At 69.9% G+C, this 24,594-nt stretch carries 25 protein-coding genes; 11 read left to right on the forward strand and 14 right to left on the reverse strand.

Going from position 1 to position 24,594, the window contains the following annotated elements; translation table 11 throughout:
- Positions 1-2: 2 nt before the first annotated feature.
- From ACZ5C2_RS00480 to ACZ5C2_RS00500, 5 genes are read right to left on the reverse strand one after another with little or no spacing between them, the layout of a single operon-like run.
- On the reverse strand, positions 3-1,265 hold the full coding sequence (locus ACZ5C2_RS00480) for a YcaO-like family protein (RefSeq protein WP_468784972.1): 1,263 nt from the start codon (positions 1,263-1,265) through the stop codon (positions 3-5).
- Positions 1,262-1,999 (reverse strand): SagB/ThcOx family dehydrogenase, encoded by a 738-nt coding sequence (locus ACZ5C2_RS00485; protein WP_468784974.1) that lies wholly within the window; start codon positions 1,997-1,999, stop codon positions 1,262-1,264. The genes ACZ5C2_RS00480 and ACZ5C2_RS00485 overlap by 4 nt, the downstream gene beginning before the upstream one ends.
- Positions 2,000-2,009: 10 nt before the next feature.
- Positions 2,010-3,032: a SagB/ThcOx family dehydrogenase gene (locus ACZ5C2_RS00490; protein WP_468784976.1), complete on the reverse strand. Its 1,023-nt coding sequence runs from the start codon at positions 3,030-3,032 to the stop codon at positions 2,010-2,012.
- Between the two features lie 56 nt (positions 3,033-3,088).
- On the reverse strand, positions 3,089-4,216 hold the full coding sequence (locus tag ACZ5C2_RS00495; protein WP_468784978.1) for a SagB family peptide dehydrogenase: 1,128 nt from the start codon (positions 4,214-4,216) through the stop codon (positions 3,089-3,091).
- Between the two features lie 56 nt (positions 4,217-4,272).
- Entirely contained in the window at positions 4,273-4,401 is a 129-nt protein-coding gene (locus ACZ5C2_RS00500; protein WP_468784980.1) for a hypothetical protein, read from the reverse strand.
- Between the two features lie 316 nt (positions 4,402-4,717).
- Here ACZ5C2_RS00500 and ACZ5C2_RS00505 point away from each other — a divergent pair, with 316 nt between their 5' ends.
- From ACZ5C2_RS00505 to ACZ5C2_RS00520, 4 genes are all read left to right on the forward strand, one after another.
- Positions 4,718-6,976 (forward strand): FAD/NAD(P)-binding protein, encoded by a 2,259-nt coding sequence (locus ACZ5C2_RS00505; protein WP_468785740.1) that lies wholly within the window; start codon positions 4,718-4,720, stop codon positions 6,974-6,976.
- 405 nt (positions 6,977-7,381) lie between these two features.
- A complete protein-coding gene (locus tag ACZ5C2_RS00510) occupies positions 7,382-7,945 on the forward strand; it encodes a helix-turn-helix domain-containing protein (RefSeq protein ID WP_468784982.1) in 564 nt (187 codons plus the stop codon).
- A gap of 80 nt (positions 7,946-8,025) precedes the next feature.
- Positions 8,026-8,613: a hypothetical protein gene (locus tag ACZ5C2_RS00515; protein WP_468784984.1), complete on the forward strand. Its 588-nt coding sequence runs from the start codon at positions 8,026-8,028 to the stop codon at positions 8,611-8,613.
- Between the two features lie 134 nt (positions 8,614-8,747).
- Complete coding sequence (locus ACZ5C2_RS00520; protein WP_468785742.1) at positions 8,748-9,083, forward strand: DUF2516 family protein; 336 nt, start codon at positions 8,748-8,750, stop codon at positions 9,081-9,083.
- A 200-nt stretch (positions 9,084-9,283) separates the two neighbouring features.
- Here the strand turns inward: ACZ5C2_RS00520 and ACZ5C2_RS00525 are convergent, their stop codons facing one another.
- The 3 genes from ACZ5C2_RS00525 to ACZ5C2_RS00535 form a co-directional block, all read right to left on the reverse strand.
- The gene (locus tag ACZ5C2_RS00525; protein ID WP_468784986.1) at positions 9,284-10,651 is read right to left on the reverse strand and encodes a PP2C family protein-serine/threonine phosphatase; all 1,368 of its coding nucleotides are present in this window, start codon (positions 10,649-10,651) and stop codon (positions 9,284-9,286) included.
- A gap of 336 nt (positions 10,652-10,987) precedes the next feature.
- Positions 10,988-12,076 carry a C40 family peptidase gene (locus ACZ5C2_RS00530; protein WP_468784988.1) on the reverse strand — a complete coding sequence of 363 codons (1,089 nt, stop codon included), beginning with the start codon at positions 12,074-12,076 and terminating at the stop codon, positions 10,988-10,990.
- A 454-nt stretch (positions 12,077-12,530) separates the two neighbouring features.
- Positions 12,531-13,349 (reverse strand): class I SAM-dependent methyltransferase, encoded by an 819-nt coding sequence (locus ACZ5C2_RS00535; protein WP_468784990.1) that lies wholly within the window; start codon positions 13,347-13,349, stop codon positions 12,531-12,533.
- A gap of 245 nt (positions 13,350-13,594) precedes the next feature.
- On the opposite strand from ACZ5C2_RS00535, the gene mshA reads away from it, so the two are divergent.
- Entirely contained in the window at positions 13,595-14,932 is a 1,338-nt protein-coding gene (mshA, locus tag ACZ5C2_RS00540; protein ID WP_468784992.1) for a D-inositol-3-phosphate glycosyltransferase, read from the forward strand.
- Positions 14,925-15,461 carry a type III secretion system chaperone family protein gene (locus tag ACZ5C2_RS00545; protein WP_468784994.1) on the forward strand — a complete coding sequence of 179 codons (537 nt, stop codon included), beginning with the start codon at positions 14,925-14,927 and terminating at the stop codon, positions 15,459-15,461. The genes mshA and ACZ5C2_RS00545 overlap by 8 nt, the downstream gene beginning before the upstream one ends.
- Here the strand turns inward: ACZ5C2_RS00545 and ACZ5C2_RS00550 are convergent.
- Positions 15,415-16,272, reverse strand: a complete 858-nt coding sequence (locus ACZ5C2_RS00550; protein ID WP_468784996.1) for an AraC family transcriptional regulator — start codon at positions 16,270-16,272, stop codon at positions 15,415-15,417. The genes ACZ5C2_RS00545 and ACZ5C2_RS00550 overlap by 47 nt on opposite strands.
- Positions 16,273-16,321: 49 nt before the next feature.
- Between ACZ5C2_RS00550 and ACZ5C2_RS00555 the strand changes: the two genes are divergently transcribed.
- A complete protein-coding gene (locus ACZ5C2_RS00555) occupies positions 16,322-16,744 on the forward strand; it encodes a DUF2000 family protein (RefSeq protein WP_468784998.1) in 423 nt (140 codons plus the stop codon).
- A gap of 30 nt (positions 16,745-16,774) precedes the next feature.
- On the opposite strand, the gene ACZ5C2_RS00560 is transcribed toward ACZ5C2_RS00555, so the two are convergent.
- The 3 genes from ACZ5C2_RS00560 to ACZ5C2_RS00570 all read right to left on the reverse strand — a co-directional run bounded on the left by ACZ5C2_RS00560 (position 16,775) and on the right by ACZ5C2_RS00570 (position 19,048).
- Entirely contained in the window at positions 16,775-17,239 is a 465-nt protein-coding gene (locus ACZ5C2_RS00560; RefSeq protein WP_468785000.1) for a hypothetical protein, read from the reverse strand.
- 13 nt (positions 17,240-17,252) lie between these two features.
- Positions 17,253-18,149: a phosphorothioated DNA-binding restriction endonuclease gene (locus ACZ5C2_RS00565; RefSeq protein ID WP_468785002.1), complete on the reverse strand. Its 897-nt coding sequence runs from the start codon at positions 18,147-18,149 to the stop codon at positions 17,253-17,255.
- Positions 18,150-18,319: 170 nt separating this feature from the next.
- On the reverse strand, positions 18,320-19,048 hold the full coding sequence (locus tag ACZ5C2_RS00570) for a methyltransferase domain-containing protein (protein ID WP_468785004.1): 729 nt from the start codon (positions 19,046-19,048) through the stop codon (positions 18,320-18,322).
- Positions 19,049-19,354: 306 nt separating this feature from the next.
- Here ACZ5C2_RS00570 and ACZ5C2_RS00575 point away from each other — a divergent pair, with 306 nt between their 5' ends.
- The 3 genes from ACZ5C2_RS00575 (at position 19,355) to ACZ5C2_RS00585 (ending at position 22,618) form a co-directional block, all read left to right on the forward strand.
- Complete coding sequence (locus ACZ5C2_RS00575; protein ID WP_468785006.1) at positions 19,355-20,806, forward strand: FG-GAP-like repeat-containing protein; 1,452 nt, start codon at positions 19,355-19,357, stop codon at positions 20,804-20,806.
- Between the two features lie 92 nt (positions 20,807-20,898).
- Complete coding sequence (locus ACZ5C2_RS00580) at positions 20,899-22,242, forward strand: FG-GAP-like repeat-containing protein (RefSeq protein WP_468785008.1); 1,344 nt, start codon at positions 20,899-20,901, stop codon at positions 22,240-22,242.
- Between the two features lie 121 nt (positions 22,243-22,363).
- The gene (locus ACZ5C2_RS00585) at positions 22,364-22,618 is read left to right on the forward strand and encodes a hypothetical protein (RefSeq protein WP_468785010.1); all 255 of its coding nucleotides are present in this window, start codon (positions 22,364-22,366) and stop codon (positions 22,616-22,618) included.
- Between the two features lie 372 nt (positions 22,619-22,990).
- Here the strand turns inward: ACZ5C2_RS00585 and ACZ5C2_RS00590 are convergent, their stop codons facing one another.
- Entirely contained in the window at positions 22,991-23,212 is a 222-nt protein-coding gene (locus ACZ5C2_RS00590) for a hypothetical protein (RefSeq protein WP_468785012.1), read from the reverse strand.
- A 287-nt stretch (positions 23,213-23,499) separates the two neighbouring features.
- Between ACZ5C2_RS00590 and ACZ5C2_RS00595 the strand changes: the two genes are divergently transcribed.
- On the forward strand, positions 23,500-24,183 hold the full coding sequence (locus tag ACZ5C2_RS00595) for a Crp/Fnr family transcriptional regulator (RefSeq protein WP_468785014.1): 684 nt from the start codon (positions 23,500-23,502) through the stop codon (positions 24,181-24,183).
- Here the strand turns inward: ACZ5C2_RS00595 and lepB are convergent.
- Complete coding sequence (gene lepB / locus ACZ5C2_RS00600) at positions 24,110-24,589, reverse strand: signal peptidase I (RefSeq protein WP_468785744.1); 480 nt, start codon at positions 24,587-24,589, stop codon at positions 24,110-24,112. The two genes, ACZ5C2_RS00595 and lepB, sit on opposite strands and share 74 nt — an antisense overlap.
- Between the last annotated feature and the right edge of the window lie 5 nt (positions 24,590-24,594).

Consider the following 24,594-nt stretch of genomic DNA (forward strand, 5'->3'; position numbering starts at 1 on the left):
CGTCACACCCCCATGAAGTCCGGATTCAGACCACCTGACGCCGTGGTCTGTGCCGAGAAGCGCACGGTGGAGGGAAGGATCACACGGAGCACGCTGAGCCCGAGCCGGTCGGTCAGCGCGTCCCCGCAGTCCACCTCGACAGCCTCCTGCGTGATGTCCTCCTGTGCCCTGGCCGGATCCTCTGGTGTCTCCTGGTGGCCGCCGTCCGTACGGACGCACCGGTCCTGAAGCGGGAAGGTTTCCCGGAAGGCGGCCGGGAAGGTCTCTCGGACGGCCTTGCCGATATACCTGCGGCCGAATTCCGGTCGACGGTCGTCGCTCACCACGAGCACACGGGTCAGGTGCAGTTGCAGTGCTTCACGGAAGGCCGATTCGACCGCGGCGTCGACAGACCGGTGCGCGGCGGAACCGAAGACGGCGTGCGGCCCGAGGTTGGTGGCCGTGGTGATCAGGCAGCCCGCGACATGGTGTCCTGCGTGATGGGTGTGCCAGACATCGGCCGTGGCGGCGCGCGGAGCCAGGGCTGAGCGCCTGAGCCTGGCGTTCACCGTCTGTGTGTGCCGTGCGCACCGCTCGCTGCCGACCGTGCTCCACCACCGCGCGAGACCGGCCCGCTCGACGCACTCGCGTAGGGCGCGCATCCGGGCCCCACCCGGCTCCGGGTAGGCGGCGACCCCGGTCGAATCCGTCCCTGTCCGCCTGCCCTGCCCCCGCAGCAGGCTGTGGTGAACACCCCGCTCGTAGGGCAGCCACACAGGTTCCGCCGACGCGAACCGGCGTCCTTCGAGCGACCACTGGGGCTCATCGGCGGCAGCGGCGCGGTCAGTCCCGGCCCGCGGGTACGACGCGAGGCGGACGTGGCCCCGCGGCCGGGCCAGGGTACAGCGACGCTCCAGTGCCTCGGTCCATCCCAGGAGAAGCGCGCGCTGTGGCTCGTCAGCGACCGCGCCGGCTACGATCGCACGCTGCTGAAGGGCGGCGCCCACAGGCAGGGTGACGGCCACGTCGGACATCCACAGCCCCAGTCCCTCGTCATGAGTCAAGTCCGTGGCGAGTAGGGGGCCCAGCCCCGGCGTCAGGGAGTGGAGCGCGGGCTCGGGATCTGCGCTGAGGTCCCAGTGGTCTTTCGGGCACAGCGGGTGCAGCAACGACACGGCGGGGCGCGGCTGCGGCGCCCAGTCGGCCGCGTGACGTTCACTCTCCCAGAGCGTGTCGCAGCCCCCGCAGTCAGTGAAGGCCGCGCGTATGTCGCCGAGCCGGTTCACGGTATCGCCAGTCCGTACAGACAGACCGCGGTGGGATCCGTCAGGCCCAGTACTCTCCGGGCCTCGTCGTCGTGGATACCGCCGATCGGGCATCCGGCCAGGTTCTGTGCGGCGAGAACCAGCGAAAGGTTCTGGGCCATGTGGCCAGCCTCCAGCAACAGGTACCGATAAGCACGCTCGCCGTAGCGGCCACCCGCACGGCCGAGGTGCCCGACGAACAGGAATACCGCTTGGACCGTGGCAGGGTCGACGGTGCTTGTCCGCAACAGCGCCTCGCCACGCAGTGCGTGTGCGGCTACAGCGGGCGGACGGAGGCGGCTCGTTCGGGGGTCGAACTGGCTGATGCGCTGCTCGGCGCCTACCACGTCGAATGCGGCACAGTAGACGGTCACGGCCCGCAGGTCGCCCGCGCTGGGGTAGGGCCAGTGCCCGGTGGCGTCGTCGGGGGCCAGGGCGGTCCGCAGCACTCGCTCCGCGGTCGGAAGGTCGAGGCGGGAGCGTCGGTGGCGCACGGACCGGCGCGCTTTGAGCATGTCCGCCACAGCGGCGAGGCCGGGCCCCGGTCCGGCAGAGGGCCGCTCCTCCTCAAGGTCGGGCGAGGACTCGGGGACCGGCCGGTACGGCTCGGGAAACTCACCGTAACTGGACAGGCTGTGGAACTCCAGAGCGCCCTGGACGTAGTAGGAGTCGGGCGTAGCTGCCTCGTGGTCGCCGCTCGTGGTCCTTGTACTCATCGTGGTTCCGTCAGCCTGCTGTGATCAGGTAGATGCCCGACTCTTCGTACCGCTGGCTGCCGATGAGGGCGTCCGTGAGTTCGGCGTAGTGCGCCGGGGTGGGGAATGTCGTGTAGCCGAGGGCGGTCCAGGACACGAGATAGCGCTGGGCCAACTGGCCGATGAGCATCATCATCGTGCGGTAGCCGCGGGGATTGCCGGCGTACCGGAACATGTGCCGCTCCCACACGGCGGATATGAGCACCGAGCAGGATCCCGAGCCGGCCCGTTCCTGGCCCACGAAGGCATCCCGCACACGTTCGCGGAAGTCACCTGCGGCGATCAGGCCGAGAGCGTGATCCCGGGGGTGGTAGTGATAGATGCCCGGTTCCACCCCGGCCACGTCGTAGGCGATGAGGTAGGACTCGAGATCGCCGTAGATGTTCCGCATCAGGGCGGAGGGGTCGTTACGGTACCCCTCTTCGGCCGCACAGCGCCGCCTCACCAGGGGGATGTTCGCATCGTGCAGCACCCTGCTGACTTGCTCGGCGGTCAGTTTCTGGCCGGACCAGGGGACGTGGGTGCGCCGTGACAGCAAAACGTCGGCGAGGTCTCGCGAGGGGTAGCTCTCCGGCTCGGGCAACTTCTCGTACCTGCCGGGAAGTTCCTTCCAGAACGGGGGCAGCTGTCCGTCGCGGAGACGGCGGGTGAGCGCCTCGGCCGGGGTCTCGGGCGTCTCGGCGTGCAGAACGTCGGTGTACGACTGCCCTTCCGTGAGGCAGTGGAAGATCAGCGCGTCGGTCCAGCCGTATTCCCGCCAGGTGCGCACCTGGGGCATCAGCGGATGGGCGTACCCCTCCGGCCAGAACACGTGCGCCTCGATGAGCTTGTCGACGAATTCCGCTGCCCGGTCGTCCTCCACGACCAGGGCGTCGAGGAACCGACTGACGATCTGGTTCCTTTCAAGCGGGCCGTCGATCGAGGCCAGGACCGGCAGACAGGAAGGGTGCGGCAGGCGGTACGACCTGCGCTCCAGCAGGAGATCGCAGATCAAGGGGTCCTCAATCCGAACCCTCATGAACTCGTTGAGCCTGAATCGCATGAAAAGTCCTATCGAGAGAGAAGCATGAAGGCGAGCGTCGGATTCATCAGCCTCTCGTTGCCGATTTTCCTACTCACTTCGTCGTCATCCATGGAATAGCCGCGGAAGGTCTCGCAGCCCATTGCCTCTGCCACTATCCCCGTGGTCTCTATAAGGTGTCCGACGTCGTGATGGACGGGCCGGTAGGAATAATTTTCCCGGTACCGGTGCATGCTGAGCTCAACGCGGCTCGTAAGAACGAGAACCGCTGACGGCGCGAAGTCAAGCCATTCAGGTTTTCCGGTGACGTATCTGTCGACCCAGTCTCGGCTCATCTCGTCGGTGATGAAGTCTAGGCTGTGGTCGCGCACCGCGTAGTGATAGACGCCAAGCGGGTAGTCGTCTGACTCGAGCAGCAGGACATAGGCTTCTGTGGGGTGGCGACTCCCCCCGGAGGGACTCGTTTTCAGGACGTGCTCTCCGGTCACCGGAAGTTTTTTGGAGCCGATCTGTCCGAACCCAAACCACAGAAGGGTCGACAGTTGCTGTGCGGTGAGCGGGAGCCCCGTCCCGGTGTGCGTCTCCCTGTACCCGATGACATCGCCGACGCCCGCGCCGAGTATTTTCTCCGGCGGCGGCAGCGGGTGGCGGGTGGTGGAAACGTCAGGCATATGAACCGGAGGCGCCAGCCGTTCCGCTGCATACTGCTTCATCAGGGCGACGTCGTGACGCTGCCCGTCCTGGTCGCGGTAATCGACCCGTTGGATTGCGTCGGACAGTGCGTGATACGAGAACGCTTCACGCCAGCCGAAACCTGCCCAGTGGGCGGCCCCGTCGATGAGGTCCTGCTGACTCCCATCCTCATCGCTCACGAGAATGCCGGCCGCGAGCAGACGTCGTACCTCCGCTTGGGCGGCAGGTAGGGAGACCTTTGCCACCTCGGCTGTTTTTCGAGCAGCAGCGTCGAAGGGCAGCCATTCCCCGAGTGCCATCAGCAGTGTGGACAGAGGTCCGCGAGCGATCACCCCTGCGTGGTAGGTGGAACCCTCTCGGGGGCTGTGCAAGCAGAGGTGACCATCTGTTACCTGAACCTGCAGATCCAGGGCGCTTCGGACCTTCATGCCTTCCCCTTCGAGAAACGCGCCGCCATCGATCACATCGAGAAATGCCCCTGGGGCCCGACAGAGATTACGCCGGGCCCCAGGGAGGAAAATCACATACAGCCCTGCTTGAGGCCAGCGGTGGGCTGGATTTCGGTCAGGTCGAGCTCGAAGACGGGCGCCTCGGTCTCGGCGACCTCGGACACCTGCTGCTCTTCGACAACCACGTTCTCGGTCTGCATCAGAAATCCTTTCGGTGATTCCCTGGACAGGGAAGGGATCTTCCCGCCGGAAGAATCGCCTTCGCCTGAGGTTCATGTCAACTCTTGTCATGAGCGCGCCGCCGTGATAGTTGATTGCCGCCCGCCCGTGGCGCTCTTACTTGCCTACCGCTCAATATCGGCCAACTTTGCCGGAATGCGGTTAGGGCGCGTGTTTCGAAGCATTGTTGTCTACGGCAAGCCCGCGTGATAGGCACGTTTCTCGTGTGCCTGACCAGCACAGATCTGCCGGGTGTAGCCTGCAACCAGGCAGCTATGAACCGCCACGGGGGTGGATGTGGAACCAACGCGCCTCGCCATCATTGGCGGCGGGCCCTACTGCACGTATGCCATGGAACGCCTCGCGGCAACGGTTCCTACCATTCTTTTCCCTTTCCATCTCGAAGTGCACGTCTTCGATAAAACCGGACACTTTGGTGCGGGGGGAATTCACCATCCAGGCCAGCCGCGGACCAGCCTCCTCAACCGGGCGGCCACCGACATCTGCTTCGGCGCCGATGAGAGCGTGGCCGGAGCCCATGCCCTTCTCCCGCCCCAGCTACGTCTCTCCCTGTACGAATGGTGCGTCCGGCGCTTTCGGGAAAGCGGCGACTCCCGCTTCGACATCGCCCCCGGCAGCCTGCCGCAACGGCGTGTCCATGGCCTGGCGCTGAAGGAGTTCTTCTCCCGGTACGTGGAGATCCTCAAGAGCCATCCTGGTGTGTCGGTCCATCTCCACCGAACCGAGGTCACCGATCTGGTGGAGGACGGCGCAGAGACCTTGCGGATCGTCACAGCGGACGGTGACCACCAGATCGCTGCCCACCACGTGCTGACGGTCACCGGACACACCCTGCCGGACACAAGCCCCTCGCCCGGCCGGCAACGACAATTGGTCGGCGTCCGGCCCGCCACAGCGCGTTTCATACCCTGCGCTTATCCGCTCGAGGAGCGGTTGTCAGAAAAAGCGGTGCCTTCCGGGCAGGTGGTCGGCTGCTCGGGCACGATGCTGACGGCGGTCGACGTCATCCTCCACCTCACTGAAGGCCGCGGTGGACGTTTCGTCCGGCAGGCCGACGACACGCTGGCCTACGTTCCGTCGGGCCGCGAGCCACGGGCGATCGTGGCCTCCAGCGAGTCGGGGCTCTTCGCCTTCGCCCGGCCCATGAGAGTCAAGGGCACCCCGAGCGTCACGCCTCGCGGGGTCTTCCTGACCTACGAGGCGATCGACCGGCTCCGCGACTCCTACGGGGTGGCACGCCACGTGGGTGGCGAGGAACGGATGCAGTTGGCGTACGAACACCACGTTCTCCCTCTGATCATTCTGGAGATGGCCTACTGGCACTACGCCATGCTGCTGGGAAGGGAGTTCGCGGCGGCACTTGTCCAAGAGGTCATGCCCGCCTATGAGACCTTCCTCGAGGGAGGAGGCGCGGCCTCGGCCGACGCCGCAGACCCGCTGACCCGACTGCTTGCCCCGGTGGAGGCCCTGGTCGATGAGGTCGAAGCCGCGATCGACGCGCTTCTGGACGGACTGACGACCTACCGCCGACTCATCGGCGAGGACCGCCGATGGCAGTTCGACGCCGCGCTCGCACGCTATGTCGCCGTCGTCTTCGGGGCCAGCGCGGCGCAGAGGCTGTCTGCGGTTGTGGAGTGTCCGGAGAAGACCGCCGTCGCCGTCGCCGACCTGAAGCCCCTGTGGCGGCACGAGCGGCTGCTGCGGGACAACCGGTTCTCGTGGGAACGCACAGTGCGTCCGATCCCCGCCCGCGCCACCAACACCCCCGACGAGTACCGCGTCGCACTCGTCGACTTCATGACGCGAGACATCGCCTGGGCCAGGCAAGGCGTCTTCGTCAATCCCGCCAAAACTGCTGCCGACGTGGTGTGGCGCGGTCTGCGCACGGTGATCGTGTACGCGGTGAACAACGGCGGACTGACCCCCGTCTCGCACCAGACCTTCCTGCAGAGCTGGCTGCGTCACCACAACCGGCTCTCGTACGGGCCCGTGCCGGACGTCATGGAGAAGCTGCTGGCGCTGGCCCGCTGCGGCCTCCTCGATGCCGGAACCGGTCCTGACAGCAAGATCGACAGGGACGATGACCACTTCGTGGTGCACGGAACCCGAACGGGGGCCCGTCGGCGGGTGGACGTGGTGGTCGATGCCCGCATGCCAGGGTTCGCCCCCACTGTGGAGAGCGCTCCGCTGTACCCCAACCTGCTGCGGCGCGGGAAGTTCCGCCTGTGGTGCAACCCGGAGGAGGGCGCTGACGACCACTTCGCGCCTGGTGGTCTCGACCTGGACGAGGCCTTCCACCCGAGAGGAGCCGATGGGGCCGCTGATCCCAGGATCACTCTGATCGGCCCCATGGCCGAGGCGACCAGATTCTTCCATGGCGGGCTCGTCAAGCCTCACAGCAATTACCCTGCCATGCGCAGTCTCGCGGCATGGAACAACGAGCTGTGGGAGCACATCCGTCGGCGCATTGCCCCTCATGGATTGCCGCAGACCGCGCTGGCCGACACAGACGGTGTCGCCACGACGGCCAATTAGCGGTTCACGCTACGTGCAGCACGACAGGGATCAACTTCCCCGGGGGCGTCTGCCTGCTCCGTGCATGAGGTGTCGGCCTCCCGTTGAGGCGACCCCATACAGCCAACCTCCCGGACGGCCTGCTGACGGCTGACCAGCCCCAGCACACGATCTTGATCGTCGACACGCTCCACCAGTTCAGCCATGACGCAGACACTGGCAGAGCCCACCGACACTCCTCCTCCAGCGACTCGTGGAGGAGATGCGTGAGGGTGCTCCTGTTGCAGGAGCTCAGCACGGCTTACGACAGATGCTCTGCAAATACGACACCTATCGTGCTCAGCCTCACTGGTTCCGTAACGAGCTGTGGCGCACTATTGCAAGCAGGTGCTTGCAATAGTTAGCGGGATGGGGCACGGTGGAGGCATGGCATCGCTCAACGTCGGCAATCTCGGTGAGTATCTGCGCGAGCAGCGGCGCAGTGCGCAGCTGTCGCTGCGGCAGCTCGCCGACGCCGCCGGGGTGTCCAATCCGTATCTCAGCCAGATCGAGCGCGGGCTGCGCAAACCCAGCGCGGAGGTGCTGCAGCAGGTCGCCAAGGCGCTGCGGATCTCCGCCGAGACGCTGTACGTCCGGGCCGGCATCCTCGACGCGGAACGGGGCCGGGACGAGGTGGAGACCCGTGCCGCGCTCCTCGCCGACCCCACGCTGACCGAGCGGCAGAAGCAGGTGCTGCTCCAGATCTACGAGTCCTTCCGCAAGGAGAACGGGTTTGGCGGCTTCGAGGACGGTGAGGTGACGGAGGACCCCGAAGCGGCAGAGACGGCCGGGGTGCCCGAGGCCGTCGACGCGAGCGACCGCGCGGTGGACGCTGCGGAGGGCGGTGCCGTGATACGCCGGAGCCGTACGGCCCGCAGCGGTACTTCAGACAAGAGTCGGCCCCGCGCGGCCGGCGGCAACGACAGCGATCCGCGGCAGACGGCCGGCTGAGCCGGACCAGGGCACCGGCCGCCCGCCACGGATCACACAAAAAACCCTCAGCCGAAACGATATCCGGGAGGACCATCACCATGGCCATCACCGACGACCTGCGCAAGACCCTCAGCGACCCGACCCCGCTCTACTTCGCCGCCGGCACCGCCGACCTCGCGCTGCAGCAGGTCAAGAAGGTACCGGCACTGGTGGAGCAGCTGCGCGCCGAGGCCCCGGCCCGCATCGAGGCCGTGCGCACCACCGACCCCAAGGCCGTCCAGGAGCGGGCGACCGTCCGGGTCCGGGAGACCCAGGAGAACCTCCAGGTCAAGGTCGGCGAGCTCATCGGCTCCCTCGACACCGACCTGAAGAAGTTCGGCGAGAACGCCCAGGACCTCGCCCTGCGCGGCGTCGGCATCGCCGCCGAGTACGCGGTCAAGGCCCGGGAGACGTACGAGAAGGTCGCGGAGCGCGGCGAGCAGAGCGTGCGGACCTGGCGCGGCGAGGCTGCCGAGGGCATCGAGGACATCGCCGTGGCCGTCGAGCCGGCCGCCGAACCCGCCGTCGAGCCGAAGCCCGCGCCCCGGCCCGAGCCCGTCCAGGTCAAGAACGACAAGCCCGCCGTCGCCAAGAAGGCCCCGGCGCGCAAGACCAGCGCGAAGAAGACGACCCCGCCCGCGAAGTAGGAGTGGGCGCACGGTGGTGTGACGGGCCGGGCACTCTCGTGGTGCCCGGCCCGTTCTTCGGGGTAGGCGGCCGGGGGATGCGGGTACGGTGACGGCGTGGACGACGAGCGAATCGGGTGGTGGACGTTGTGCTGATGCAGGGCTTCGCGGGGTTCATGTGGCTGTTGAGCGTGGCCCTGATCGTTTTCAGCGGCTTCGCGCTGATCGACGCGGCGACGCGCCGTGAGGACGCCTACCGCGCGGCGGACAAGAAGACCAAGCCGTTCTGGCTGATCATCCTCGCCCTCGCCTTCGTGGTGAACCTGATTTTCAACATCCTGTCGTTCCTGCCGATCATCGGGCTGATCGCGACCATCGTGTACATGGTCGACGTCCGCCCCGCCCTCCGCGGCCTGCCCGGCGGCGGACGCGCCCGAAAGGGTGGCTCCAGCAGCGACGGTCCCTACGGCCCGTACAACGGCGGCCGCTGAGGCACTGCCGCGCCGGTCCCGCGCCGGAAGGAGTGCTGGTCCGGTTCGCACCCCGGACAGGGCCGGTTTCGCACCCCGGGTCCGGGGCGGTCCAGCACCTGCGGCCAGGGATGACTCCCCCTGTGGTCCGGATGGCTCGTACCGCGATCCTGGCGGGCTTGCATCCCGGGTTCGGGGCGGCTCCGCGATCGTGGCCTGCTTCACGCCCCCCGGTCCAGGAGCAGTACCGCCACGTCGTCCGTCAGCTCGCCCCCGTTGAGGTCCCGGACCTCGTTCACGGCGGTCCGCAGGAGTTCCTCCCCGCCCAGTCCCTCGGAGAGCTGCCGGCGGATCATCTCCACCATGCCCTCCTGGCCGAGCCGCTCGCCGGTGTCGCCGACCCGGCCCTCGATCAGGCCGTCGGTGTAGAGCATCAGGCTCCACTCGGCACCCAGCTCCACCTGCATCCGCGGCCAGCGGGCGCCGGGCAGCAGGCCGAGCGCCGGGCCGTTGTTGTCGTACGGCAGCAGGCGCGCGGGCATGCCCGGCCGGGCGAGCAGGGGGGAGGGGTGACCGGCCAGGCAGAGACCGGCCCGGCGGCCGTCCGGGGCGATGTCCACCGTGCACAGGGTCGCGAAGATCTCGTCGTCCGAGCGTTCGTGCTCCAGCACCTGCTGCAGGGTGCCCAGCAGCTGGTCCCCGCACAGTCCCGCCAGGGTCAGCGCGCGCCAGGCGATGCGCAGCTCCACCCCGAGGGCGGCCTCGTCCGGGCCGTGTCCGCAGACGTCGCCGATCATGGCGTGCACGGTGCCGTCGGGGGTGCGGACGACGTCGTAGAAGTCGCCGCCGAGCAGGGCGCGCGAGCGGCCGGGGCGGTAGCGGGCGGCGAAGCGCAGCGAGGAACCGTCCAGCAGCGGTGTGGGCAGCAGGCCGCGCTCCAGCCGGCGGTTCTCCTGGGCGCGCACACGGCCCTCGGCGAGCCGCCGCTCGGCGGAGTCGGACCGCTTGCGCTCCACCGCGTAGCGGATCGCCCGGCTCAGCAGCCGGCCGTCCAGCTCGTCGCGGACCAGATAGTCCTGGGCGCCCACCCGCACCGCCTCCGCGCCGCGCTCGGTGTCGTCGGCGCCGGTCAGGGCGAGGACGGCGTGCCGGGGCGCGATCTGCAGTACGTGTTTGAGCACGGCGAGCTCGTCGCCGTCGCCGGCGCGGCCCGGTGCGGGCAGCGCGAGGTCCAGCAGGATGCAGTGGACGTCGTCGGTCAGCAGTCGCTCGGCCTCGGTGAGATTGCGGGCGGTGCGGATGCGAATCGGTTTGCCGGACTGGTCGAGCAGATCCGGCACGATCGGCGAACCGCCGGGGTCGTCCTCGATCAACAGCAGCGTGAGGTTGGTGTGGGCGGCCGTCTCGGTCCTGTCCGGCGCGGTGCCGGCCCGGTCCGCGGTGCTGTTCGGGGACGGGGTGGCCGTGTGCGGGACCGCCGTCCTGGCCTCCGAGGAGTCCTGGGCGGAGCCTGTGCTCTGTGCGGCGGCCGGCGCCTGACCACCTTCCGCGGCCGGGGTCGCTCTCTGCCGCGGTACGGGTGCGGGCATTGTTCCGGGTTCCTTCCCTCCCCCCGAGGGCATGGCGGGGGCGACGGATCTCGGCCCTGTCCCCGGCTCTCAGCTCTGCGTGTGAGCAGGGGATGCCCCTTCGAACGGGGACCATAGCGGTTGACGGCGCCGCAGCGGAATGGTGTGAACCACGCCGCTCGGCCATCGGCCACTGTCATATGCCGCGTTTGCTACCGCAGTTGGACAGGCCGGAGACGCTGAGCGAATGACGAACGTCACGTGCGTGGAGCGTTTGGTCGCGAGATTGATGTGCTTTGGGTCACTTTGCCCGTGCTGTCGAGCCGTTGAGTGGATCGAGGCGGTGAAATCCGCCGGTCAGCTCGCGACCGCGTCCGGCCGCACGACCCCGAGGATCGGCATCGATCCGGCTCCCGCGAGCGTCACCGACCGGCCGGGGCGCGGGGCGTGCACCATGACGCCGTCGCCGACGTACATCCCGACATGGCTGGCGTCGTCGAAGTAGATGATGAGGTCACCGGGCCGCATCTCCTCGACGCCGACGCGCTTCAGCTGCTTCCACTGCGCCTGTGAGGTGCGCGGCATGCCCAGTCCGGCCGAGATCCAGGCCTCCGAGGTCAGTCCGGAGCAGTCGTACGTGTTCGGCCCCTCGGCGCCCCACTGGTACGGCTTTCCGATCTGGGCGGTGGCGTACGCGACGGCCTGCTTGCCCTGCTTCGTCGCCTTCCCGTCGATCTCGTCGAGGATGCCGGAGCTCAGCCAGCTCGCCTGCGCCTGGTCGGCGGCCTGTTGCTCCAGCCGGGCCAGGCGCTCCTTCTCCTCCTGCTCCAGCTCGGACTCGAGCTTCTCGGCCGCCTCGATCTGCTTCTCGATCTTCTTCTGCGCCTTGGCCTTGGTCTTGCGGCCCGCCTCCAGCTTCTTCCACTGCTCGTCGGCGTCCTGCGCGTACTGCTCCAAGTCCTGCTGGGTGCGTGTCATTTCCCCGAGCAACCCCTTGGTCGCGTGCTCGCCCTGCCGCACCCGGCCGGCGCCGTCGAGGAAGTCCTGCGGATCGTCGCTCAGCAGGAGACGGGCCTCGGGCGTCAGCCCGCCACCGCGGTACTGGGCGGCGGCCGCGGCGCCCGCGCGGTCCTTCAGGTCGTCGAGCTTCTCCCGGCCATCGACGATCTTCTTCGCCAGGCGGACGATCTCGGCGTTCTGCTTCCGTGCCTTCTCCTCGGCGGCGTTGTACTCCTCGGTGGCCACGGCCGCCGCGCGGTAGAGCTTCTCGAGCTTCTTGCGTACGGCTTCGAGGTCTCTGTCGGCCACCACGGTCACGCTCGCGGCCGTGTCCGGGGACGGCGGGGGAGTGGGCGCCGCGAACGCCGTGCCCGGTGCCGCCAGCACGGTGACCGCGCAGACCACGGTCACGGCTGCCGTGAGCAACCCGCGCTTGCCTGTCCCCATGACGCCACCCCCACCTGATTAACCGTCAGTAACACTTGGTCGCCGGGGGGATGCTGTCATGCCGGCGTGCGAAACAACAGAGGGAGTACTTCCCGCCTCCCTCCACCCGTCATTCCCTGGCATGACGAACGCCCCGCCCATGTGACGAACGACTCACGGAGATCGTTCCCGCCCGAACGCCGAACGCCGAACGCCGAACGCCGAACGCCGAACGCCGAACGCCGAACGCCGAACGCCGAACGCCGAACGCCGGGCCCAGGTGCTGGGGGTTCCAGGCTGCGGGTTCCAAACTCCGGGTTCTGAGCTCCGGGTTCCTGGCTCCGGGCTGAGGGCTTCGAGCGCCGGGTCCCGAGTGTCGGGTTCCCGGCCTGGGACCACGGGCATTGAGTCCGGAGCTCCGATCCCCGGTCCCCGATCCGCGGTCCGCGGCCCCCGATCCGCGGTCCGTACTTCCTCACCCCCGCGGCGCCAACGCCTCCCACCGCACCGTCACTTCGCCCTGCCTCCACCGCGCCGGGCGGTCGGTTACCGGCCAGTCGGACGTGAGGTCGCGTACGGCGCGGATCCAGCGCTGCCGGGCGCCGTACGAGGCGTAGGGTGCGGCGGCCGCCCAGGCGCGGTCGAAGTCGCGCAGGAAGGCGTGCACCGGCTCGCCGGGGACATTGCGGTGGATGAGCGCCTTCGGGAGTCGTTCCGCCAGGTCCGAGGGGCGTTCCAGCGAGCCCAGCCGGGTCGCGAACGTCACGGTGCGCGGTCCCTCCGGCCCGAGCGCGACCCACACGTGCCGGCGTCCGATCTCGTCACAGGTGCCCTCGACCAGCAGCCCGCCGCGTGAGCCGGTCGCCGGGTCCGCCGGCGCGAGCCGCGCGCACAGCCGGCGCCACGCGGCGGCGACCTCGGCCTCGTCGTACTGGCGCAGCACGTTCGCCGCGCGGACCAGCACCGGCCGACCCGGCACCGGGATCTCGAAGCCGCCGCGGAGGAAGACCAGCCCCTCGCGTTCGTGCGGCCGTGCCGCCGCGACCCGGGCCGGTTCGATCTCGACGCCGACCACGCGCGCGCGTGGCGCCACGGTGCGCAGCCGGTGCAGCAGCTCGACCGCGGTCCAGGGCGCGGCGCCGTAGCCCAGGTCGACGGCGACGGGGTCCTCGGCGCGGCGCAGTTCCGTGGCGTGCGTGGCCGCGATCCAGCGGTCCATGCGGCGCAGCCGGTTGGGTTGGGTGGTCCCGCGCGTCACTGATCCCACCGGGCGGGAAGCGGCGCGGAGTGTCATACGCCGAGGGTAAGGGCGTACCCACGCGGGGCCCGATGCGGGTGCACGGGCGCCACGCACTCCACAGCTCGAACGGTTGAGCGACAGCTGGTAATGATTCGGCAAAGAACGGGACCGCCGGACGCCGACCGGAAATGGGAACGGAACCAATCGGCGTTGTGGACGCCGAGGGCCCGCACGACCCTCCGAGATTCGTGCCCGAGACCCGTGCCGGGTCCCATGCCCGCAGCGAGGAGGAACGCCACGTGAGCCAGTACGTCGCGAGGCTCGGGCGGCGCTCCCCCGCCGCACCGTCGCGGCTGCGCCTGCACCGCAGGCCACGTCGCGTGGCGATGCTGTCCGTGCACACCTCCCCGCTCCACCAGCCGGGCACCGGCGACGCGGGCGGTATGAACGTCTACATCGTGGAGCTCGCGCAGCGCCTCGCCGCGATCAACATCGAGGTCGAGATCTTCACCCGTGCGACCACCGCCGCCCTTCCGCCCAGCGTCGAGCTGGCCCCGGGCGTCCTGGTCCGGCACGTCGACGCGGGCCCTTACGAGGGTCTGGCCAAGGAGGACCTGCCCGCCCAGCTGTGCGCCTTCACCCATGGTGTGATGCAGGCATGGGCCGGCCACCGCCCCGGCCACTACGACCTCGTCCACTCCCACTACTGGCTCTCCGGCCACGTCGGCTGGCTCGCCGCCCAGCGCTGGGGCGTCCCCCTGGTGCACGCCATGCACACCATGGCCAAGGTCAAGAACGCCAACCTGGCCGACGGCGACACCCCCGAGCCCGCCGCCCGCGTCATCGGCGAGACCCAGATCGTCGCCGCAGCGGACCGGCTGATCGCCAACACCGCCGAAGAGGCCGACGAACTTCTGCGGCACTACCACGCCGACGCCGGCAAGGTCGCCGTCGTCCACCCCGGCGTGAACCTGGGCCGTTTCCGCCCCGCCGACGGCCGCGCCGCCGCGCGGGCCCGCCTCGGCCTGCCGGCGGACGCCCTCATCCCGCTCTTCGCCGGCCGCATCCAGCCCCTCAAGGCCCCCGATGTCCTCCTCCGCGCGGTGGCCGCCCTGCTCGACGAACGCCCGGAGTTGCGCACCCGTCTCTGCGTCCCCGTCGTCGGCGGTCCCAGCGGCAGCGGTCTCGCCAAGCCGGAGGGCCTGCAGAAGCTCGCCGCGCGGCTCGGTATCGCCGACGTGGTCCGCTTCCACCCGCCCGTGGAGCAGGAACAGCTCGCGGACTGGTTCCGCGCGGCGTCCGTGCTCGTCATGCCCTCCTACAGCGAGTCCTTCGGCCTGGTCGCCATAGAGGCGCAGGCCGCCGGCACTCCGGTGCTCGCCGCCGCGGTCGGCGGCCTCCCGGTCGCCGTACGGGACGGGCACACCGGCTTCCTCGTCCAGGGCCACGATCCCGGCGCCTACGCACGCGTGCTGCGTGATTTCGCCGACCACCCGCACCTCGCCGACCGTATGGGCGAGGCCGCCGCCCGGCACGCCCAGTCCTTCGGCTGGGACACCTCGGCCGCCGCCACGGCCGACGTCTACACGGCCGCGACCCAGGCCCACCGCCGTCACGTACGCTCGCACCATGGCTGATGACAGGGCAGCGGAAGCAGGGCAGCAGCGGGCGGCGGGGGTCATCGAGGGCGTGCTGAAGGACGCCGAGTTGGAGTGGGAGAACCCCGCCCCCGGCAGTTACGTGGTGAAACTCCCCGGCACCCGCAAGCTCTCCACGACGGTCTCATTGATCGCCGGCCGGCACACGCTCTCCCTCAACGCCTTCGTCATCCGCCATCCCGACGAGAACGAGGGCGGAGTCCACCGCTGGCTCCTGGAACGCAACCTCAAGCTCTTCGGCGTGAGTTACGCCGTCGATCCGCTCGGTGACATCTACGTCACCGGCCGTCTGCCCCTCTCCGCCGTCACCGAGGAGGAGATCGACCGGCTCCTCGGCCAGGTCCTTCAGGCCGCCGACGGCAGCTTCAACACCCTCCTGGAACTCGGTTTCGCCTCCGCGATCCGCAAGGAGTACGACTGGCGGGTGTCGCGCGGCGAATCCACCCGCAATCTGGACGCGTTCACGCACCTGCTGCAACGCCCGTCGCCCGGTAACGCCCCGGAGTGACCCCCACCAGCTTCCGGAAGTGCCGGGTGAGATGCGCCTGGTCGTAGAACCCGGTGGCGACCGCCACGCCGCTCGGTGACCCCCCTTCCAGCAGCAGTCGCCGGGCCCGCCCCACCCGCCGGGACATCAGATACTGGTGCGGCGCGATGCCGTAGGCCCCGCTGAACGCCCGTACGAGGTGGGCGGGATGGGCGGACAGCGCCGTGCCCGCATCCTCCAGGGTGAGCCCGTCGACCACCCGCTCGTCGAGCAACTCCCGCAGCCGCCGCGCGAGCACGGGATCCCGCCGGGGCGGACCGAGGACCTCCCGCGACCGCAGATGCTCCCGCAACCGGTCCCCGACGAGCGTCAGCCTGCTCTCGGCCTCCAACTCGTCCCCCGGCCGTACGAGCGCGGCGTGCACCTGCCCGACACGCCGCCGTAGCAGGGGGTCCCGCAGATCGGGCCGGTCGACGGCGGCCCCGATGAGCTCGTCCCCGAGGCGGCTGGTGTCCAGGTACAGCACCCGCTTGCGGAACCCGTCGGCGGTGGCGGGGGCACCGTTGTGGGGAACGTGCGGCGGCAGCAGGGACACCGTGTCGTGCGGGGTGCCGTGCTCATGCCGGTCGAGGTCGTACCGTACGGCGCCGTCGTCGACGATGAGCAGCGTCCAGGCGTCGTGGACGTGCATCGGGTAGGCGTACTCGGTGAAGCGGGCGTGGAACACCTCGACGACGCCCGGAACGCGGGGCCGCCAGGCGGAAACCGTCGCCCGGGACGCTGCCCGGGACGCTGCCCGGGAGGTTGCCTGGGAGGTTGCCTGGGAGGGCATGCAAACAACGTACAAGACGCCGACGCGGCCGGACCGGCAGTCTCACCCCATGACCACCAGCACCCGCTTCGACACGAAGATCGCCATCCTGCTGCGCGAGGACCTGGAGCCCTGGCAGCGCCTCAACGTCACCGCGTTCCTGGTCAGCGGCCTGGGTACCCGGGTCCCCGAGGTGATCGGGGACCCGTACGAGGATGCGGACGCCGTGCCGTACCTGCCGATGTTCCGCCAGCCCGTCCTGGTCTTCCAGGGCACGAAGGAACTCCTGAAGACGGCGCACGCCCGCGCCCTGACCCGGGCCCTGCCCCGCGCGGTGTTCACCTCCGACCTCTTCTCGACCGGCCACGACGAGGCCAACCGCGCGGCGGTACGAGCCGTCGGTACGACGGACCTGGACCTGGTCGGCCTGGCCGTGCACGGCCCGCGGAACGCGGTCGACAAGACCCTGAAAGGGGCGCGCATGCATCCGTGAGGCGTCGCCCGTGTCCGCCCCTCCGACCCCTCACAAGTGCCGCTTGGCACCCGAGACCAGCCGGTTGATGCCTTCACGGGTGCGCACCCTGCCCTCGTCGAGGGTGGCCCTGTCCTCCGCCTGGGCCAACCCGGCGATGTCGGTGAGCAGTTCCTCCGCTGCCCGGCTCAGGTCCGCGTCGTCGGTCAGCATCTGCACGCGGAACAGGGCCTCCTGAGCCTGGGAGCGCTGCTCGTAGGCCCGGATCCGCACCTCGCCCGGATCCTCGGGCGGTGGCTGTTCGTTCTCGCAGAACCAGAGGTGTACCAGGAAGCGGCGGAGGTTGATCAGCGTCCCGGCATAGGCGGACCAGGCGTCGAGCCGCTCCTGCCGGAGCTTCTCGCTCCGGGTGAACCGGTGGCTCCGGTCCGTGGTCCGCTGCTGGAACGCCAGGGTGAGCCCGGAACCGAGAAGCGTGCCCAGGACGGCTATAGCACTGGCGATGATGCTCTCCACCCGGCCCAGTTGATCACACGGCGGGGTGGGCGGGCCGGGGTTCACCGCGGAAGACCTGGGCGGTGTGCCAGGTGCGGTGGGCGGCCGCTATGGGGGCGGTGCCCGGTTGCGGGCCGATGAGCGGGCGGCCCGAGAGGTCGGTGACCTGGGCGCGGGCCGTCGGGCTGTGTCCTGCGAAGCTCTGCGAGACCAGGATGCGGTGGCCGTCGCCGACCCCGAGGACGCCCTTGTCGAAGAGCTTGTGGTGCAGGGAGCACAGGCACAGCCCGTTGTCGACGTCGTCCGGTCCGTCGAAGGCCCACCAGCGCACATGTGCCGCCTCCAGACCGACGGTCACGTGGTCGATCCGGCCGTCGTAGCCGCAGAAGGCGCATCGGTACTCGTACGCCGTCAGGACCCGTTCCCGCATCCGGCCGTCCCGTCGCCGCCGTGCGGCCGTGCGGCGGGTGACCTCCACGGACTCCGGTTCCAGGCCGACGGCCTCGCACAGTTCGCCGTGCAGCGAGGGCGGGAAGTTCGCGTCGAGCAGGGCCTGGACCATACGCCCGAGCAGCGACGGCTCCCGCCGCAACGCGGCCCGCAACTCCGGTGTGAGCCGCCCGGCGGCGTTGCTCGCTCGAAGTTCCCGCACACCGGTGCCCGGGCTGCCGGACCCGCGGTCGGTGCGCACCTCCCACACCCCGTCACTGACCAGGTGATGGAACGGGTAGGCGGGCGACGTCCGGTTCCCCGGCCCGTACTCGGCCAGCAATCGCCGCAGATCCCCCTCCACGGTGCTGTAGCGCAACTCCCCGTCGCCGTCCCCCTGGAACCGCCCGAGCGCGTAGAGCAGCAACAGCGGCTTGTGCGGAGCCCGCACACCGCCTCGGCTCCACTGCCGCAACTCGGCTGTGCGCTCGACCCAGTCCATGACCGACGATCGTAGGCCGACGCGGCGAGTGCGACCCTTCGCGGTCCCTTCATGACATCCCCCGTGACAACCGGCCCGCGACGCACGTCTGTACGTCCGCCTCCGCGCCTGCCCGGCGGGGGTGAACCGTCCGCCAACCACAGGACGCGACGTCGTCACGGTCGGCGGACTCAGCGCGTGCAGACCACACTGATCAGCGTGAACGACGCGTAGAAGAGTCCCTCGGAGAGCCCGGCGAACCAGTCACGGCCGCGGACCCGGTCGATGTGGCCCTCGTCGATGGCCTTCCGCAGATTGCGGCCCAGCCCGAGGGTGTGGTCCGCCTCGTCGAAGTCCCGGAAGACGGGTGTCGTGGCGAGTACTGCCTCGGCACGGAAGCCGGCCCGCTCGGAGAGCCGGGCGAGTCCGCGGCCGATGGTCGCATGCCGGACCACTTCAGCAGTGGTGTAGCGGGTGAAGGCCCGGCTGGTGTCGAGATCCTCGGAGTCCACGATCAGGGTGTCCCAGTCGGGCTCGGCAAGCCCGACGCGTGCGCCGGGCCGGGTGGCGCGATGCAGTTCCGCGAGAACGTCCGAGGGTTCGGCGACATGCATCAGCACGCGGTCGATCTTGGCGCGGTCCACCGTCCCCGACTCGACGGGAAGCGCGTGAACGTCCCCTTGGCGGAGCTCCACCCGCCGCAGGTCCGCCGTGCGTGCCCGTGCCTGCTCCAGCATCGCCTGGTCCCGGTCCACGCCGATCACAGTGCCGGTATCACCGACGCGTTCCGCCAGCGCGGGCAGATCGGTACCGGGTCCGCACCCGGCATCCAGAACGGTGTCCCCCGCCCGCACGTCCAGCAACTCAAGAAGCTGCTGCTTGTACGCGCGGCCGGCGTCGCCGGCAGCGGCTCGCAGCATGTAGGCAGCCTGATCGGGGCGCGGCACACCAAGAGTCGAAGGCACGCGCGCGAGTCAACCACCCTGCTTCACGCGACGGCAACCGTGACGAGCGCACAGCCTTCCGGGGCAACCGACGCACGCAACCAGCCGCTCACCCGGACAGGCCCGAGGGCAGCGGACGCGGCGGCGTTCCGGGTCCCCTCCAGGCAGGTCGTGGTGCCGTAAGGATCTGGTTGTCGGTGTACAACCATTGAGGGTTCGTAGGTGTCCAAGATCGCAGTTCAAGCGTCCGTCCACAGGACGCTTCTCGGACAACGGAGAACCATGCCCTCCTCTCGCACTGTCGCCGCCGCCGCGGCGGCCCTCGCGGCGGCCCTCTGCTCGCCACTCCTCGTCGCCCCCACGGCGTCCGCCGCACCCGCCAGGCTCGCCGACGACTTCAACGGTGACGGCTACCGCGACCTGGTCATGCTGGGCGGGACGCACGGCAAGGACGGCCGGGTGACCGTCGTCTACGGCACGTCGACCGGCCCCGGCACGCGCGTCCAGACCATCCACCAGGACTCGGCCGGCATACCGGGCGCGGTGGAGGAGGGCGACCAGTGGGGCTTCGCCGCGACCAGCGCCGACCTCGACCGTGACGGTTACGCCGACCTCGTCGTGGCGTCGCCCGGCGAGGCCGTGGGCGATGTCCAGATGCGCGGGGGACTCACGGTCGTCTGGGGCGGGTCCAAGGGGCTCGGCTCGGGCACCGTCTTCCACTCGCCCATCGCACCGGAGTACGCGGGCTCGGGCGACTCGTTCGGTGAGGACGTCGTGGCCGGTGACTTCGACGGCGACGGCGACCAGGACCTCACGGCGATCAGCCACAGCCGGGCCGGCGCGATCCTGTTCGAGGGCCCCTTCACCCGCAGCGGCGGAAAGGCCGGCTGGCAGCGCCTCGGCGAGGACTACGGCTACCTGAGCGCCTCCCAGCTCACCACGGGCCGTGTCACCGCGGACGCTGCCACGGACCTGTACATCCTCGGCTCGGACCTCGGCGTCGGGGACGGGGACATGGGTGCCTTCTTCCACCGCGGAGGCGGCGGCTTCGCCCGCTCCGCGGGCCAGATACGGGTACCCGACGACCTCGGCCACCAGATCGGCGGCGGTTCGATCACCACCGTCGGCGACTTCGACAAGGACGGCTACGGCGACCTGGCCATCGGCCGCGGCTACGAGCAGCCGGACGAGGAGCGGGGTTACGTCACGGTCCACTACGGCGGTCCCTCCGGCCCGAACACGGCGCGCGCGACCGTGAAGTTCACGCAGAACACGGCGGGCGTGCCCGGAGGCTCGGAGGACGGGGACCACTTCGGCGCCTCCGTCTCGGCGGGCGACGTCAACGGCGACGGCTATGCCGACCTCGCCATCGGAGCCCCCGGCGAGGACCTGGCGGGCAAGCGCGACGCGGGCATGGTCACCGTGCTGCTGGGGCGGGCGGGGGGCCTGTCCGGCACCGGGGCCAAGGCGTACGACCAGAACACCTCCGGTGTCGCGGGCGGCATCGAGAACGACGACTACTTCGGCTGGAGCGTCAAGCTCACCGACTACACCCGGGACGGCCGCGCCGACCTGCTCGTGGACACCAACGACTGGCTGGACAACAGCCGTCACGGCATGATCCACCTGCTGAAGGGGTCGAACACGGGCACCACCGGCACGGGCTCGAAGACCTTCACGGTGAACACCCTCAAGCTGTCGTACAAGACGCTGTTCGGCCCCTTCCCGCACTGAATTCCCGCACTGAATTCCCGCACCGAACTCCCGCACCGAACGCCCGCGTTGAACGCCCGCGTTGAACTCCCGCCCTGGACTGAGGACACACCTTGCGCAGCAGAACCACGACGTTCACTCTCGCCGCGGCCGTCCTCGGCTGCGGCCTCGTGCCCGTCACCGTCGCCGCCCCGGCCGTCGCCGCCCCCGCCAAGTACGCGGACGACTTCAACGGTGACGGCTACCGCGACTACGCGTACGGCGGGAGCGTCACCGACGCGGGCAGCGACGGCTCCGGAACGGTCGGCGTCATCTACGGCACCGCCACCGGGCCGGACGGGCGCAGGCAGAACATCACGCAGAACAGCGCGGGCATCCCCGGCGTCAACGAGTGGGACGACGGCTTCGGCAACGTGATGGCGGGTGCCGACTTCAACCGTGACGGATACGCCGACCTGGCCGTCGGCGTCTACGGCGAGGACGTCGGCACCGGCAAGGAGCAGGGTGCCGTCATGATCGTCTGGGGGTCGGCGTCAGGTCTCTCCGGAGCCACCTCCGTCCCGAACAAGGCACCTCAGAGGTACGGCCAGATGGGTCTCGACCTCGCCGTCGGGGACTTCAACGGTGACGGCAGGCCCGACCTGGCCACGATCAACGGCCACACCGCGCACGTCTACGTCGGCTCGTTCACCAAGTCCGGCTTCAGCGGCAAGGTCACCAAGCTCACCAACGACGGGATGTTCGCCGAGCACCTGGCCGCCGGGAAGGTCACCAAGGACGCGGCCTCGGACCTCGTGGTCATCGGCGCCGTGGACGGAAGCGAGCACACCGTCAGCGGCGCCTGGTTCATCCGGGGCGGAAGCACCCTCGCGCGGGGGACGACGTACAGGCTGGGCACCGGTGAGGACACCAGCTGGGAGGTCGACGCCCGGATCGCCGACTTCAACAAGGACGGCTACGGGGACATCGCGCTCGGACACCCCAACGCCAACGGCAAGGGCGGCGTCCTCGTCTGGCGCGGCGGTTCCAGCGGTCCCGGCAGCGTCACCCGCATCAACCAGAACACCCCGGGCGTCGCCGGCGGCATGGAGGTCGGCGACCGCTTCGGTGCCCGGATCTCCGTGGGCGACGTCAACCGCGACGGCTACCCGGACCTCGCCGTCGCCGCCCCCGGAGAGGACCTCGGCGGATACGCCGACGCGGGCGCCGTCCACATCCTGCGCGGCAGCGCCTCCGGGCTCACGGGATCCACGTCGCAGTTCTTCGACCGCACCAGCAAGGGTGTGCCGGGTGGTCTGGAGGCGGGCGCGACCTTCGGCGACCGTCTCCGGCTGCGCGACTCGAACCACGACGGTCACGCCGACCTCTTCACCGACTACCTGCGCCTTCCCGGACACTCGGGCGGCATCACGGCATCCGGCATCCAGGGGACGGTCTCGTCCCACTTCATGGAATAGAGGACTGTCCCCCCTCCGCCCCGCCCCCGATCCTCTTCCGTCCGCCTCCCCTGAGCCTCGAGCGGCGAAGGCCAAGTGGGTGGTCGTGGGCCGTCACCGAGTTCGGCCCGACGAGGACACCATGGCGCACGGGACCGGCCTGGCCGGTGGTCTCGACACTGATGGTGAGGACAGGAGCTTCCAGCGCCTCGACCAACTCCCGCAGGAGCGGCGAGAACTGTCCTTCCTCACCGGCCGCCCCGAGTTCCTGCAACTCACCGAGCGACGGGGCGAACTCCGCGCCCGGTGTCTCCCCTCCCGCAAGACGGACGATCACTCAACACATGACGGCCGGCCGGCGGCAGCCGTGACCGGGAACTGTCGTGACCGGGGATGAACACATCCTCCGCGGGTGGGCCGGCACGCGGCTGGCCCAGTCGGAGTGACGTGGAGGGCCCTCGTCCCCGCGGATGCTTCGGGGACCGGGTCCTTGCGGGGCTGCCGTTTCAGGCGGCCCTGCGTCGCGCCGTACGGATGCCCGGGAGGGGATCCTGTGCATCCTCGGGCGCGAATGTGTCGTCGTCCCCGAAGTCCGGGGACTGGAAGGGGTTGATCGTCGGAGGGGGCGAAGCCGCAGTGGAACTGCGGGGTTGCCCCTCCGGAGCGGAGAACAGCGAGGTCAGTTCGATGAGAGGGCTCTCTTTCGGTACAGGCCCCTGACAGGGCGGCCTGGCGTGCCGTGACCGGGCACAGCGGGTCCTGACGGGTCCTACAGCTTGGTCATCTTCGAGTACGGGCTCAGGATCCGCATTTGCGTGGAACCGAAGTCCACGAGCGCGGCGATCCCGTCCTCGATGGCGATCACGCGGCCGAGGCCGTACACGTCGTGAGTGACCTGGTCACCCACGGCGAAGTGCTTCGGTGGCGGCGCCACCGAGGCCTTGAAGGGGCTGGTGGGCAAGTGGCGCTTCGGGGCAGCAGATTTTGTCATCGTCCCCCAGTATGCGCCCACGCGCGCCCCATACGCTGTGGTCGGCGTCTCTTTGTTCCCGCCCCCACGACCGCCGGCGTGACGGCAACACCCGGCGTTCCGGCCGGGAAGCTGACGGCCGGCCTCCGCGAGAAGCCCTCGACCTGCGAAGAACCGGCAGGCCGAGGACGTGATGGCGGCGTTCCGCGTGGTGTCGGACGAAGGACGGCCGGTCCGCTCAGCGCCGGAACCCACCCTGCCGGAAACATCGTCCTTGCCATACTTGGGGTGACGAGGGGAGAGCAGTGGTGGACGACGCGCACGAGCACCAGTTGCACATCGTCCGGACGGTGCGGCTCTTCGCGGACCTGCCCGAGGCCGCTCAGCGCCGCGTCGCGTCCGCGGCGGTGACGCGTTCGTACCGGCCCGACGAGCGCGTGTACGGTCCCGGGGACCGCACCGGGTTGTTCATCGTGCACAGCGGGCTGGTCAAGGTCTACCGGCTCACCGAATCCGGAAACGAACAGCTGATCAGGCTGATGGCACCGGGGGACTTCCTCGGCGAGACCGCGCTTCTCGCGGACACGATCACCGATCACTTCGCGGTCGCGCTCCAGCCGAGCGAACTCTGCGTGATCGACCGGGCCCGGTTCACCCGGCTGCTCGGGCAGCACCCGGCGGTGGCGGTGCAGATGCTGCACGCCGTCTCGGCCAGGCTGGACGCGGCCGAGGAGATGGTGTCCGCGCTCAGCGGGAAGTCGGTCCGGCAGCGGCTGGCCCAGCAACTGCTGCACCTGGCGGACGCGGCCGGTGGCGCGGACTTCCGGCTGCCCACCACCAAGAGGGAGCTGGCCTCCTACCTCGGCACCACCGCGGAGACACTGAGCCGCCGGCTCGGCGCACTGCAGGAGGACGGGGTCATCCGCCTCGGGCCGGGCCGGCGGATCGAGGTCCTCGATCCGGAGGCGTTGCGACGGGTCGCCTCGGCGTGAGGAGGACGGTGCCCCGCAGGGCGCTGACCGGCAGGTAGGGCTGTCGCCAGCTGCGGCTGTCGCTCGACCGGGCCCGGTTGTCGCCGAGCAGGAGCAGATGGCCGTCCGGGACGTCGAAGCCGCCGGACCGCCCGCCCCGCCGGATGACGTACGGCTCGGACAGCCGCTCGCCGTCCACCCGGACCTCGTCGGCGGCGACGTCCACATGCTCACCGGGGAGCCCGATCACCCGTTTGACGATCACTCGGCCCAGCTCGGCGGAACGGACCACCACGATGTCACCGCGCCGGACCGGCCGGGAGGCGCGGGGGGGGGGGGGGGGGGGGGGGCGGGGGGGGGGGGGGGGGGGGGGGGGGGGGGGGGGGGCGGGAGGGGGGGGGGAGGGGAGGGAGGGGCGGGGCGCCAAAACCC

The sequence above is a fragment of the Streptomyces sp. NPDC031365 genome (assembly GCF_055569765.1).

Bases quoted from the DNA above. Each gene is read 5' to 3' on its own strand.
- ACZ5C2_RS00575 (WP_468785006.1), top strand. From the start codon at position 19,355: ATGCCCTCCTCTCGCACTGTCGCCGCCGCCGCGGCGGCCCTCGCGGCG.
- ACZ5C2_RS00510 (WP_468784982.1), top strand. From the start codon at position 7,382: ATGGCATCGCTCAACGTCGGCAATCTCGGTGAGTATCTGCGCGAGCAG.
- ACZ5C2_RS00515 (WP_468784984.1), top strand. From the start codon at position 8,026: ATGGCCATCACCGACGACCTGCGCAAGACCCTCAGCGACCCGACCCCG.
- ACZ5C2_RS00530 (WP_468784988.1), bottom strand. From the start codon at position 12,076: ATGGGGACAGGCAAGCGCGGGTTGCTCACGGCAGCCGTGACCGTGGTC.
- ACZ5C2_RS00585 (WP_468785010.1), top strand. From the start codon at position 22,364: ATGGCGCACGGGACCGGCCTGGCCGGTGGTCTCGACACTGATGGTGAG.
- ACZ5C2_RS00485 (WP_468784974.1), bottom strand. From the start codon at position 1,999: ATGAGTACAAGGACCACGAGCGGCGACCACGAGGCAGCTACGCCCGAC.
- ACZ5C2_RS00500 (WP_468784980.1), bottom strand. From the start codon at position 4,401: ATGCAGACCGAGAACGTGGTTGTCGAAGAGCAGCAGGTGTCCGAGGTC.
- ACZ5C2_RS00590 (WP_468785012.1), bottom strand. From the start codon at position 23,212: ATGACAAAATCTGCTGCCCCGAAGCGCCACTTGCCCACCAGCCCCTTC.
- ACZ5C2_RS00535 (WP_468784990.1), bottom strand. From the start codon at position 13,349: ATGACACTCCGCGCCGCTTCCCGCCCGGTGGGATCAGTGACGCGCGGG.
- ACZ5C2_RS00525 (WP_468784986.1), bottom strand. From the start codon at position 10,651: ATGCCCGCACCCGTACCGCGGCAGAGAGCGACCCCGGCCGCGGAAGGT.
- ACZ5C2_RS00555 (WP_468784998.1), top strand. From the start codon at position 16,322: ATGACCACCAGCACCCGCTTCGACACGAAGATCGCCATCCTGCTGCGC.
- ACZ5C2_RS00550 (WP_468784996.1), bottom strand. From the start codon at position 16,272: ATGCCCTCCCAGGCAACCTCCCAGGCAACCTCCCGGGCAGCGTCCCGG.
- ACZ5C2_RS00565 (WP_468785002.1), bottom strand. From the start codon at position 18,149: ATGGACTGGGTCGAGCGCACAGCCGAGTTGCGGCAGTGGAGCCGAGGC.
- ACZ5C2_RS00570 (WP_468785004.1), bottom strand. From the start codon at position 19,048: ATGCTGCGAGCCGCTGCCGGCGACGCCGGCCGCGCGTACAAGCAGCAG.
- ACZ5C2_RS00520 (WP_468785742.1), top strand. From the start codon at position 8,748: ATGCAGGGCTTCGCGGGGTTCATGTGGCTGTTGAGCGTGGCCCTGATC.
- ACZ5C2_RS00545 (WP_468784994.1), top strand. From the start codon at position 14,925: ATGGCTGATGACAGGGCAGCGGAAGCAGGGCAGCAGCGGGCGGCGGGG.